Source organism: Thermosynechococcus sp. OHK43 (genome assembly GCF_014466085.1).
Taxonomy (GTDB): Bacteria; Cyanobacteriota; Cyanobacteriia; order Thermosynechococcales; family Thermosynechococcaceae; genus Thermosynechococcus.
This window is the reverse complement of record NZ_JACOMP010000270.1, coordinates 1-12,166: the sequence shown is the minus strand read 5'-3', so window position 1 is coordinate 12,166 and position 12,166 is coordinate 1. Positions and strand designations below refer to the sequence as shown.

Sequence of the window (12,166 nt, the reverse complement as noted above, 5' to 3'; positions counted from 1 at the left end):
GTATGGCATGGTGCTAGATTTTAGCCGCGATGGGCGACAAGTGGCCACAGTGAAGTTTAACCCCAACTTCTCGCGATCGCTCTACGTGGTAGACATTTTTGGCGAGCATAGGGAGTTGCTGACCATCAACGGCTCAATCATTGCCGGTCAATTTGACCCCAGCGGTCAATTTCTCTATGTCATTCTCACCCGCATCGAAGGGGAAGGCAATTACCGCGAAGTTCCCTATCTTGCGCTCCTTGATCTGAATACTAAGGAACTGTTCAAGCTCAAGGATTTTGACCCGCAGCAGGAGCTATATCTGAGCTTGGCCCCCGATGGCCGTACATTGGCCGTTGACTCCGTTGAGGGACGCGAAATTCCCGCTGAGGTGGATAATAGCGATCTGTACAGCGAAACTGCGCCAGTCAACCCCCGCCCCAGGGATCTGGTAGAACTGCCCACTGCCCCCCAAGGATTACCCCCGCCACCGCATCAACTGCCTGCCCAACGGCATCAAATTTGGCTTCTCCCCCTAAAATTAGATCAAGATAAAATCGTCGTTGGGATGCCAGAACCTTTGGCACCCGGCTTGCAAGCACGGTGGTTACCTTAACAATGGCAGCAACAACGGGTCGGGTTGTCCTCAATCACTCTACGCACATTGAAGGCTTGATTCCCGTCTTGGAAAAATTAGCCAAAGTGGCGGGGATTAGGACACTGACCCCCGGTGTCATTGCCCCTGTCAAAGGTAAATCCCCCCATCTGCATCTACGGGTTTCGGTGCCCATCAAAGGCGGGTTTAAGGTGATTGCCCGCCGCGGCAAAACCGTGCAGGAAGTCTTTGTTGTCACCCAGCTCAGTGAAGCTGAATTGAAAGCAGCCATTGATGCTGTGCTGGCCTCTAAATAAGCCATGCTCAAATCCATTGGCCAAGGCCTTGGGAATGAAACGAGCCGCCTGATTTTGCGGCGCCTGGGGGAGGCCCTGATCACGCTGCTATTGGCCTCGGCGTTGAGCTTTGCGATTATGCAACTGGCACCGGGGAACTATCTCGACAATCTCAAGGCAGATCCGCAGATTTCTTTGGAACGTTTGCAGGAGCTGGAGCAGCAATTTGGTCTCGACAAGTCACCTGTAGAGCAATACTTTCGCTGGCTGTGGCAGATTATTCGCTACGGCAACTTTGGGACAAGTTTTGTTTATCAGCGATCGGTGGCCTCCCTATTGTGGGAGCGAGTACCCGCCACCCTCCTGCTCTCCTTAAGTTCGATTCTGCTGACCTGGGGCTTAGCCATTCCCTTAGGAATTTGGGCAGCGGTAACCCAGGATCGTTGGAGCGATCGCCTGCTGCGGGTCGTGAGCTACATTGGCCAAGGGTTTCCTAGCTTCATTACCGCCCTCTTGCTGCTCTTTCTTGCCCAAAGTACCCCCTTGTTTCCAGTGGGGGGGATGACCAGCCTGTTTTACGATGATCTTCCCTGGTGGGGCAAAATCCTTGACATTGGCTGGCACCTCATTTTGCCGAGTGTGGCGCTCACCCTCACGAGCTTTGCCGGCCTGCAGCGACTCATGCGGGGAAATTTACTGGATGTGCTGCGCCAAAACTACATCCAAACCGCCCGCGCCAAGGGACTGCCAGAATCACGGGTAATTTATGTCCATGCCCTGCGCAATGCCGTGAACCCCCTGATCACGCTCTTGGGGTTTGAATTTGCCAACCTCCTCAGTGGTGCCTTTATTGCCGAGTTTTTCTTTAACTGGCCGGGTCTTGGTCGCCTGATTTTACAGGCAGTGACGGCTCAAGATATTTATGTGGTCATGGCCAGTCTGATGATGGGGGCAGTGATGCTGATTGTCGGCAACCTACTTGCAGATTTACTCCTCAAGTGGGCTGACCCACGGATTAGGCAGTAGCCACCCCTGCCCCAGAGATTAAACACCCTCAAGGCAGCAGTAGACCCACTCAAGGCCCAATGCCGTTGATCCAGAGGATGCGGTTGGGGGTATCCTCTTTTTCTACTTGGCAGAAGTAGCTTAAATGGAAGCTGCTGAGGAACCCAACACCACTGGTGAGGTGCACCACCGCTTACTTTTCCTCCGAGACGTGGAGTGAATGGAGACTTATCATGACAAAGCTGAAGTTTGCAATAATGGGGCAAAGAGCAATCTGAGGCAGTCAGCTATGAGTCTAAACCTGGTTCATCTAGTGGGTCATGTGGGTGGTGATCCGGAGGTGCGCTATTTTGAGTCGGGGAGCGTGAAGTGTCGGCTGACGTTGGCAGTGAATCGCCCCACCAAGGATGATCAACCCGATTGGTTTAACTTGGAAATTTGGGGCAAAACGGCTCAGGTGGCTGCTGACTATGTGCGCAAAGGCACGCTCCTGGGCATTAAGGGCAGTCTGAAGTTCGATCGCTGGCAAGACCGCAACACGGGTGCCGATCGCTCCTCACCGGTGATTTTGGTTGAGCGCATGGACATCCTCAGTTCCAAGCGGGACAGCGACCCCAGTGCTGTGCCAGCCGGCTACGTTCCAGAAATCTAGGAATCATAATCCGTTACCAGTACGTGCCGTCACACCGTCCCTGGCGTTGCTACCATGCCTAATCCTGCTCGAGATCTTTGGCAGTCGGTGACCCAAACCGTCACGCAAGCGGTGCAGACGGTTCACTCTCGCTTTGATTGGCAACAGGTCTCCCTGCGGGAAAATGCCCGCACCCCTGAACTATGGGTGGAGTACCGCGGTCAACGGCAAGTCTTTCCCTTAGTTGGCGATCGCTACATTCTTGGCCGCAGTCAGAGTCGCGCTGACATTGTGATTGACGCAGAGATTGTCAGCGGTACCCATGCCCGCCTAAAACGGCTCACTCCCACAGGCATCTTTCAAATCCAAGACCTAGATTCCACCAATGGCGTCTATCGCAAACGGCAGCGCCTACAAACCAGTGAATTGCACCACGGCGATGTCGTTACCTTAGGCCCCCCAGAAGTCAAAGGCGCCGTTACCCTCCGCTTCCACAATCCACCCCCCCCTTGGGTTCGTGTTCTCACCTACAGCATTTGGGGGGCGATCGGCATCAGTGGCCTTGTAATGGGATTACTTGCTGCCGAAGCGAGCAAAGTGGCGGTGCGTCCCCTGCCCCCCCTTGAGCAAGGCCCGATTATTCTCCTCGATCGCCAAGGGGAACTGATCAATCCAGTGGAAGATCACCCCCACCGTGAACTTAAAGCTCTCAATGATTTTTCCCCCTACTTGGTTCATGGGGTTCTGGCCTCTGAGGATGTTCGCTACTATTGGCACTTTGGGGTAGATCCCATAGGCATGGCGCGGGCAATTGTCACCAATCTACTCACGCGCCAAACCCGCGAAGGGGCCAGTACTCTCTGCCAGCAACTAGCACGGACCCTTTTTCGCTCCCAAGTCGGTACGGAGGACAGTTTAGGCCGCAAATGGCGAGAAATGGCGGTTGCGCTGAAGTTGGAATTTTTCTACAGCAAAGATGATTTGCTTTTGGCCTACCTCAACCGTGTCTATTTGGGCATGGGAAATCGTGGCTTTGAGGATGCGGCTCAATTCTACTTTGATAAGCCCGCCAAAGACCTGACGCTGAATGAGGCGGCTACGCTGGTGGGGATTCTGCCTGCCCCCAACCGTTTTAATCCTGTGCGCGACTACGATGCGGCGGTAGATTACCGCAATCGGGTCATTTTGCGCATGGTGCAGCAGGGCTACATCAGCAAAGAAGAGGGCGATCGCGCCCGGCGCTCCCGGATTGAAATTAGCCCCAAGGCGCAGAAATTCTTCAGTGCCCAACGCTTTCCCTACTACACGGACCATGTCTATCAGGAGCTTGCCCAACTCCTTGGGGATGAACTGGCTCAAGAGGGCAACCTGATTGTCGAAACTGGCCTAGACCCCCGCTGGCAAGAACTGGCCGAAACCAGTCTGCGCAATTTCATCCGTACCACAGGCAGCGCCTATGGGGTGCAGCAAGGGGCCTTAATCACCCTCCAGCCCAGCAGTGGTCTCATTCGTGCCCTTGTGGGGGGTGTGGACTACCAAAAAAGCCAGTTTAATCGTGCCACCCTTGCTCTACGCCAGCCCGGTTCGACCTTCAAGGTGTTTGTCTATGCCGAAGCACTCATAAAAGGACACACAGCCGGCGAAACCTTTTCCTGTGCACCCGTTTTCTGGCAGGGACAACAATTCGAGGGGTGTCGTGGCGGTGGTGGCACTATGGATCTGGCCACGGGTTTGGCGCTTTCTGAAAATCCCATTGCCTTACGCCTTGCCCAAGCCGTTGGTTTAGAAGCCATTATCCGCTTGGCCAGAGCGATGGGAATTACGACACCACTGCAAGCTGTGCCCGGCCTTGTCCTTGGTCAAAGTGAGGTAACCCTTCTGGAAATGAGTGGGGCCTTTGCCGTGCTCGCCAATGGGGGGCAGCGGATTCCGCCCCATGCCATTCTCACGGTTCGCGATGGCGGCGATTGCCGCCAACCCAATGACTGGCAAACCTGTCGCCTCATTTATGCGGCCAAGGAGGAAACGCCCCAACGAGTCCTGGATCTCGCGATCGCTAACGAAATGACCACCCTCTTGAGTGCGGTTGTCAGTCGCGGCACTGGGCGTGCGGCCGCCATTGGTCGCCCTGTTGCTGGCAAAACCGGCACGACAAATGATGGCCGCGATCTCTGGTTTATTGGTTACGTGCCCACCGCCGATATCCTCACTGGTATTTGGCTCGGCAATGATGACAATAGCCCTACCCAAGGCAGTAGTGGGCTGGCGGCTGCCCTTTGGGGTGAGTATATGGGACGTGCCCCAGATTAGTTTTCCTTCGGGAAAAAGCGCACCGCTTCAGCCGCCACGTTCACAGCAGTACCAATGGGAATATCCACAGCAAGGGGCTGGCGGGCATGGAGTTCTTGGCCGGAGGGCAGTTGAATACAGTAGCGATACTCGCGACCGAGAAACTGGCGATCGCGAATCACAAAGCAACTACTGGCTTCAGGGTCTGGCTGTAGCTGGAGATCTTCTTCGCGAATCATCACTTCCCCTTCCCCCTTCGCCAAAGCTGCCAAAAGAGGAAACGTGCCAACATCGGTGCGCACCTGAGCCCCTTCGGCATAGGCAGGCAAAAAGTTGGCTTGGGTAATAAACCCGGCCACAAATCGTGAGGCAGGGCAGCGATAGATGTCTTCAGGGGTACCCACCTGCTCAATTTTGCCCTGGCGCATCACCGCCAAGCGATCCGTCAGACTCAGAGCCTCTTCCCGATCGTGGGTAACAAAAATGGCCGTCGTCCCAGTTCCCTTGAGGATCCGGCGCAATTCCTCCCGCAGTTGTAGCCGCACCTGGGCATCAAGATTACTCAGGGGTTCATCGAGGAGAATCACGGCTGGCTGGGGGGCGATCGCCCGGGCTAAGGCCACTCGCTGCTGCTGTCCCCCAGACAGTTCATGGGGATAGCGCTTTTGCATTCCCTCTAGGTGCACCAGGGCCAAGACTGCTGCTACTCGCTCCTGAATTTGCGGCTTACTAAGGCGTTGTTGTTGCAAACCAAAGGCAATATTCTCAGCCACCGTTAGATGGGGAAACAGGGCAAAATCCTGAAAAACCATGCCCAAGGACCGCTGTTCTGGCGGTATAAACACATTTGCCCCTACGACACAGCGATCGCCCACCCTAATTTCCCCAGCATCTGGCGTATCCAGACCGGCAATTAAGCGCAGTAACGTTGTCTTGCCACAACCCGAGGGCCCCAATAGGCCCAGAATTTCCCCCTCCTGGACAGAGAGGCTGAGATCGCGAATTGCCGGAAAACGCTCAAAAGACTTGTGTAAATGGGCAACCTGGACAGCCGTTTTCAACATTGGCATCAGGGAAAGTGTAGTCATGAGCACCCAGAAAGTGAACTGTCTGCAATGCAGCCCCTTGGCCAGAGAAGGCCCCCAAAGGGGTGAGCCAGTGCTGGCAACAAGTGTATTTCCTTGAGGTATGCCCTACCTCAGCCAAGGGCACTAAGGGAAATCAAAGCACCCCCACTGCATTGGGAATTATTTGCAGTAATCAGCGCTGCTCCTAATTTTGGCACAAAAGTGCTCACCTGTTGCAGAATTTTGGCAATTGCCACAGTCCCTTTTCAGGTTGCCGTTTCCCCCTAGCTGGCATTGAGAATGCGCTGCACAATTTGCAGACCCGTCACCGCTTGCCAACCAAAAAGGACCACCAAAAACAGATTTAGGGTCATGTGCAAGGCACGAGCCACCTCACTGCCCTTTTGCATAAAAGGGGTTAAGCTCGCAGAAATCGCAACCAATGCTGTCATTGCTAGCCCCACAATCAAGTGCGGCCCGACAAAGAGCTTGCCATTATTGATGTAGGTGACCGCCATCCCGCCAATCGTCCCCATGACCATCAAGGCCAATAGGATGGCACCCACTTGGTGGTGCTTGACATTCACCTTGGCTTGGATCAGGGCTTTCTTTTCCTCACCGCTGAGGGTGCGCAGGCGACGGGTTTGAATCCCTAAATACATGGCGTAGAGCGTGAGCGCAAAAAGAATCCACATCAGTACCGGGTGGGCAAAGGTGATCACCGGCTTAAGAGGCGCAGGAATCTCAATCATTGTTTTCGTGAACAGAACTCGGCAGGCAAAGCATTCATCGAAAGTTTGCTTCTCATATCGTAATACAGGCCCTTTCTAAAATATGGCCTACACAAATGCCTACACAAATAGGGATAAACGCCTCTCGAATTTTGACCGCTGCCAGCGTGTCCCATCTATGGGAAAAGGGCCTTAGGGTTTGATTGGACCTCACCATACTGTTCTATGGATAACAAAACGTTAGACTTAGAGCAGGACATCTCCTTCGGTGTGTCAATCCTTGGGAACACAATTTATGATGAAAACTTTTTGGCAACGTCTCAAATCTATTGCAGCAATTGTGGCAGTGGGGGTATTAATTGCCCATCTTGTCCTTGACAGTGGTACTGCATGGGCAGCCCGCAGTGGTGGACGTGTCGGAGGTGGCTCCTTTAGTCGTCCGGCGCCCACCCGTTCCTACCGTGCCCCCCGCAGTGACTACGGGTATGCTCAGCCCGTTCCAGTCTATGGCGGTGGTTTTGGCTTTCCCTTCTTGATTCCCTTTTTTGGTTTTGGCGGTGGTTTTGGCGGCCTATTCACGATCATCATGATCGGTGTGCTTGCCAATATTTTTATCTCCACCTTCCGCAACTTCCGCAACAGTGGCGATGACTCAGAAATCTACCAAGACAACCCCGTCGTCTCACTGCATACGCTGCACGTGGGACTTCTCGCCCAAGCTCGCGAACTCCAAGAAGAACTGAACCAACTGGCGCTCACCGCCGATACCCAAAGTCCCGAAGGTCTGACCAAAGTGCTTCAAGAGGCCACCCTTGCCCTGCTGCGCCATCCCCAATACTGGGTCTATGCCCACACCAGCAGCCAAGAAACGAAACTACTGCAAGCGGAAACAGCCTTTAACCAACTGGCGCTTGCGGAGCGCAGCAAACTCAGTGCTGAAACTCTTTCCAACTACCGCCGTGAGATTAAGCAGACAGCGATCGCCCCTGTGGTGAGCAATGATGTAGGGGAATACATTGTCGTGACCTTGGTAGTGGCTGCCACTGGACGCTTGAAATTGCCCGCAGTCAATAATGACCTAGAACTGCGGCAAGCACTGCAACAGTTGGGCGGCATTGGTAGCGATCGCCTACTGGCCGTTGAAGTTCTGTGGCAACCCCAAGCCATTGGCGATACCCTTACTGCCGATGAACTGCTAGTGGCCTATCCACAACTGCAGCACCTCTAAGCCCTAGACCCCCTGAGCAGCTAAATGTACTGCGCCCCGTAATCCCACCTCAGGATTGATGATCACAGCAACGTACAACTGCTCCATCAGGGGGCGAAACCGTCCCTTATTCACAAACCCTTGGAGAAAGGTGCCATCGGCCATTTTTGCCAGAATTTTGGGGGCAATCCCCCCAGCAATGAGTACTCCGCCTAGGGGTAAACTTTTGAGGGCAAGGTTGCCCGCCTCTGCCCCATAGGCATCCACAAACATCCGCAAGGCTTCCGCACACAGGGGATCCCCCTGCAGGCCGTATTGACTCACCACGGCGGCGCGCTCCTCTCCTCTTGCCATTGCTGCTGCGACCACTGGTGACTCGGCGGCAAAGTTGACACTCTTGAGATAGTCGTAAATGGCTACCAGTCCTGGGCCAGAGACCACCCGCTCTACGGAGACCCGCTCATAGGTTTGCCAGAGATAGCGCAATAGGCCCATTTCCTGTTCATTGCGCGGTGGAAAGTCGGTGTGACCGCCCTCAAGGGGCATGACTTGGTAGCGATCGCCCTGCCAAATGAGCAGTGCTTCCCCCAAGCCAGTACCAGCTCCCAATAGGGCAATAGGCGCTTGGGGACGCCGCGGCCGCTCCTGAAGGACAACAAAATCCGTCGGCGGCAGTACCAATGCCCCATAGGCCACGGCTGCAAAATCATTCAGCAGCGTCACGCAAGGAATCTGCAATGCCGTCTCTAACTCGGCAGCACTGACCCGCCAGCCCAAATTGGTCACCTGAGCCACTTGATCAATTACTGGGCCTGGAATCCCCAGACAAACCCGCTGGGGATGGGCAGGACTCTCCTTGAGAAAGGTTTGCAAAAGGGCTGTCAAGTCAGGGAAATCGCGGCTAGTGTATTTCGCCCTGTGGAGCAACTGCCCATCACTGCCCACCACCTCCCATAACTCCACAAGGGTTTTTGTGCCGCCAACATCGGCGCCGAGCACAACGGTCATTCCCCACCCCTGGCTAACTCACGCTATGGGCTAACACGCGCTGCATCACGAGGGCATAGGCATCTTCAATGGCCCCCAAATCTTGACGAAAACGATCTTTGTCAAGAATACGCTTCTCAGGATCGCTTTCATCCCGATTCCAGAGGCGGCAACTGTCGGGACTAATTTCATCCGCCAAGAGAATCTCACCCGTCGGACGGCGGCCAAACTCTAGCTTAAAGTCCACTAGGGTAATGCCACACTCGGCAAAAAAGTGACTGAGATAGGTATTGACTGCCAAGGCCATTTGCCGGATCTGGGTGACCTCCTCAGCCGTTGCAACCTGTAATAAACGCAGGCGATCTGGGGTCAGCAGTGGGTCGCCGAGATCGTCATTTTTGAGGTAAAACTCCACCAATGGGGGATTGAGTTGTAATCCCAAAGGCAATCCCGTCTGCCGACAGAGGCTTCCCGCCGCCTGGTTGCGCACCACTACCTCAAGAGGAATCATCTCTAGCCGCCGAATGTGCATCTTGTTTGGCGCGACTTGGGCAATAAAATGGTTGGTGATGCCCTGAGCCGCCAAATACTGAAACAAATGGCTGGCGATCGTGCAGTTCATCACTCCCTTGTTTTGGATTGAGCCACGCTTCTGAGCATTAAAGGCAGTGGCATCATCCTTGAACTCCGCCAGCAAGATGTCTGGATCTGCTGTGGCATAAATAACCTTTGCCTTGCCTTCGTACAAGGGAGAAAACTGAGTCATAAAAATAAGGTGTGTCTAAAAGCCAGATCTAGCCTAGCAAAGGCAGTCCCCCAATCCGCAGCAGCTTGCTATAGGATAATCCCAATGGCTAACCCCCCCTTCGGCAAATTGGCATAGACTGACGGCAGGAGATAGATAGCGATGCCTCACCTCAGTGATCAACAGGCAGAAAAAGTGGCAGAAATTGGTGCCTTCCTCCACGACAAGCGACTCGAACTGGGTCTGAGCCTTGAGGAGTTGGCGGCCAAAACATTGGTGCGCCAGTCAATTCTTGCAGCCATTGAAAATGGCAGTCTCGAGGAGTTGCCCGAACCCGTCTATATTCAAGGATTTATTCGCCGCTTTGCCGATGCCCTTGGTCTTGACGGCAAAACTATTGCCGCCAACTTTCCAACGGCCACTGACCCTGTGGAGCGCTCTGATAAGCCCAGTGTTCGCAACGGCGGACTCGGTTGGCAGCTGCGCCCAATCCACCTTTACCTGACGTACTTTGCCCTTGTGGCAGCAGCAGTGGCTGGGTTAGCCTATCTCTTTCGTCCTCAAGCCCAAAGCATTACTGATCTACCCCCCGCACCTACACCTACCCTGTCCCCAAGCCCCACACCTACCCCCACAGCAGCGGCAACGCCGACGCCCAGTGCCACTACCCCTGAAATGGTTAAGGTCAAGTTGTCCCTCTCCGATGTCTCATGGCTAGAGGTGGAAGCCGATGGTCAAGTCGTCTATGCCGGTATTTTGAAGTCGGGAACAGAGCGCAGTTGGGAAGCCAAGGAACGTTTAATCGTCCGTGCGGGCAATGCTGGTGCTGTCAAGGTGAGTGTCAATAATGGCCCATCCCAGCCCATGGGAGGGCTCGGAGAAGTTACAGAAAAAGAATTTCTTGCTAGTCAGGCCACTTCCGAGACCACTACCACGTCAACAGCACCTGAGCGTGCCGTCTCAAACTAGGTTCAAAGCTATGGATGCGACAGCCACCTATCAAGTGGGGGGAAGTTTGCCCACCACATCGGCAGTCTATGTCCGACGGCAAGCGGATGCCGATCTGTTGGCCGCCCTCACCGCTGGTGAGTTTTGTTATATTCTCAATTCGCGGCAAATGGGCAAATCCAGCTTGCGGGTGCAGGTGACGCAGCAACTGATGACAATGGGGTACCGCTGCGCTGCCCTCGACATTACCAAAATTGGCAGCCAAAATATTCAGCCTGAGCAGTGGTATGCCAGCTTTGTTGGCGCTCTCATTCAGGGATTTCAGTTAACCGATGTGGTTGCGTTGCGCTCTTGGTGGCGCGATCGCCAGCTTGTATCGCCGATTCAACGCCTCAGCGACTTTGTAGAAACGGTACTACTTGCCCACACCCGCGAACCTCTTGTGATTTTCATTGATGAAATTGATAGTCTGTTGAGCCTACCCTTTTCGACCGATGATTTTTTTGCTTGGATTCGTGCTTGCTACAACCAACGGGCAGATTGTCCCGAATATCAGCGCTTAACCTTTGCCCTTTTGGGTGTGGCCACCCCCGATCAACTGATTCAAGATAAGCAGCGTACTCCCTTTAATATTGGCTGTGCCATTGATTTACAGGGATTTACCCTTGCGGAAGCCACCCCTCTACTGAAGGGCATTGCCCATCTTAGCGACAACCCCGATCAACTCCTGGCAGAGATTCTCCACTGGACGGGCGGCCAACCCTTCCTAACCCAAAAACTCTGTCGCCTCCTGCAACAGCACGGGTCATTCATGCCAGCGTTAACCCTCTGCCAGCAGTTAGCCCAGTTTGTCCAAGATCATATTCTTCAGGATTGGGAGCGCCAAGACGAACCAGAACACCTAAAGACCATTCGCAATCGCTTGCTGGCCGATGAACAGCGCATCGGTCGTCTCTTGGGTCTCTATCAGCGCATTTTAGAAACGGGGGGTGTTCCCCTCGATGGCAGTAGTGAGCAGCGCGCCCTAGCTTTGACGGGGTTGGTGTGTCAGCGCCAAGGCAAGTTGCAGGTGTTTAACCCCATCTATGCCCAAGTTTTTCATGCCCAGTGGGTTGAGCAACAGTTGGCACAACTGCGCCCCTATAGTGAGGAATTCCAAGCATGGTTGCGCTCTGGCGGGAGTGATGGCTCTCGTCTGCTGCGGGGACAAGCTCTTGAGGAAGCATTGGTCTGGGCCAGTGGCAAAAGTCTCAGTGATTTGGATTATCAGTACCTTTCTGCCAGTCAAGAAGCTAACCAAAAGGCAATTCAAGATACTCTGCTCCTTGAGCGCAAGGAAAAAGAAGCGATCAGTGCCGCCAATCAAATTCTGGATGCAGCTCGCCGCAAGGCCAGTCGTTTGACCCAGCGGGCTTTCATGGCCCTGGGCATTGTTTCTGTGATTTCCTTGGGGGTGGCGGCAATTTTGGCCAAAACCCACGTCGATTTGCAGGCCAGCCAAGAAAGTTTAGCCCTTGAGCAAACCAGTAACGATCTCCTAGAACGGTTTCAAAGCCAAGAGTTGCCTGCTCTGCTGGCAGGGATTCAGGCAGGACAGGACTTACAACAATTGGTGGGCGATCGCCCTCTGAGTCAATACCCCACCACGCGCCCCCTCTTTGTGCTCAAGTTTTTCCTCGATCACAT

General features: G+C 54.2%; 11 protein-coding genes and 1 pseudogene. 8 read left to right on the top strand and 4 right to left on the bottom strand.

From position 1 onward, the window contains the following. The 5 genes and pseudogenes from H8Q75_RS11790 to H8Q75_RS11770 all read left to right on the top strand — a co-directional run. A pseudogene (locus H8Q75_RS11790) lies at positions 1-595 on the top strand (hypothetical protein); the annotation flags it as partial. A gap of 2 nt (positions 596-597) precedes the next feature. After that, the gene (locus H8Q75_RS11785) at positions 598-891 is read left to right on the top strand and encodes a DUF2103 domain-containing protein (RefSeq protein ID WP_024124554.1); all 294 of its coding nucleotides are present in this window, start codon (positions 598-600) and stop codon (positions 889-891) included. A 3-nt stretch (positions 892-894) separates the two neighbouring features. After that, entirely contained in the window at positions 895-1,896 is a 1,002-nt protein-coding gene (locus H8Q75_RS11780) for an ABC transporter permease (protein ID WP_024124555.1), read from the top strand. Positions 1,897-2,164: 268 nt separating this feature from the next. Next, a complete protein-coding gene (locus H8Q75_RS11775) occupies positions 2,165-2,527 on the top strand; it encodes a single-stranded DNA-binding protein (protein WP_024124556.1) in 363 nt (120 codons plus the stop codon). A gap of 54 nt (positions 2,528-2,581) precedes the next feature. After that, on the top strand, positions 2,582-4,816 hold the full coding sequence (locus tag H8Q75_RS11770) for a transglycosylase domain-containing protein (RefSeq protein WP_297041920.1): 2,235 nt from the start codon (positions 2,582-2,584) through the stop codon (positions 4,814-4,816). On the opposite strand, the gene H8Q75_RS11765 is transcribed toward H8Q75_RS11770, so the two are convergent. Further along, positions 4,813-5,859 (bottom strand): ABC transporter ATP-binding protein, encoded by a 1,047-nt coding sequence (locus tag H8Q75_RS11765; protein ID WP_365971150.1) that lies wholly within the window; start codon positions 5,857-5,859, stop codon positions 4,813-4,815. The genes H8Q75_RS11770 and H8Q75_RS11765 overlap by 4 nt on opposite strands. Positions 5,860-6,146: 287 nt before the next feature. After that, positions 6,147-6,614, bottom strand: a complete 468-nt coding sequence (locus H8Q75_RS11760) for a DUF4079 domain-containing protein (RefSeq protein ID WP_024124559.1) — start codon at positions 6,612-6,614, stop codon at positions 6,147-6,149. Positions 6,615-6,888: 274 nt separating this feature from the next. On the opposite strand from H8Q75_RS11760, the gene H8Q75_RS11755 reads away from it, so the two are divergent. Further along, a complete protein-coding gene (locus tag H8Q75_RS11755; RefSeq protein WP_297041913.1) occupies positions 6,889-7,821 on the top strand; it encodes a DUF1517 domain-containing protein in 933 nt (310 codons plus the stop codon). A gap of 3 nt (positions 7,822-7,824) precedes the next feature. On the opposite strand, the gene H8Q75_RS11750 is transcribed toward H8Q75_RS11755, so the two are convergent. Together H8Q75_RS11750 and purC are read right to left on the bottom strand one after the other, a co-directional pair. Further along, positions 7,825-8,808, bottom strand: a complete 984-nt coding sequence (locus H8Q75_RS11750; RefSeq protein ID WP_024124561.1) for a glucokinase — start codon at positions 8,806-8,808, stop codon at positions 7,825-7,827. Positions 8,809-8,821: 13 nt separating this feature from the next. After that, positions 8,822-9,553: a phosphoribosylaminoimidazolesuccinocarboxamide synthase gene (gene purC, locus H8Q75_RS11745; RefSeq protein ID WP_024124562.1), complete on the bottom strand. Its 732-nt coding sequence runs from the start codon at positions 9,551-9,553 to the stop codon at positions 8,822-8,824. A gap of 141 nt (positions 9,554-9,694) precedes the next feature. Here purC and H8Q75_RS11740 point away from each other — a divergent pair, with 141 nt between their 5' ends. Both H8Q75_RS11740 and H8Q75_RS11735 read left to right on the top strand, forming a co-directional pair. After that, on the top strand, positions 9,695-10,501 hold the full coding sequence (locus H8Q75_RS11740; RefSeq protein ID WP_024124563.1) for a helix-turn-helix domain-containing protein: 807 nt from the start codon (positions 9,695-9,697) through the stop codon (positions 10,499-10,501). A 10-nt stretch (positions 10,502-10,511) separates the two neighbouring features. Then, the coding region (locus tag H8Q75_RS11735) for an AAA-like domain-containing protein (RefSeq protein WP_297041910.1) at positions 10,512-12,166 on the top strand (1,655 nt) is incomplete at its 3' end.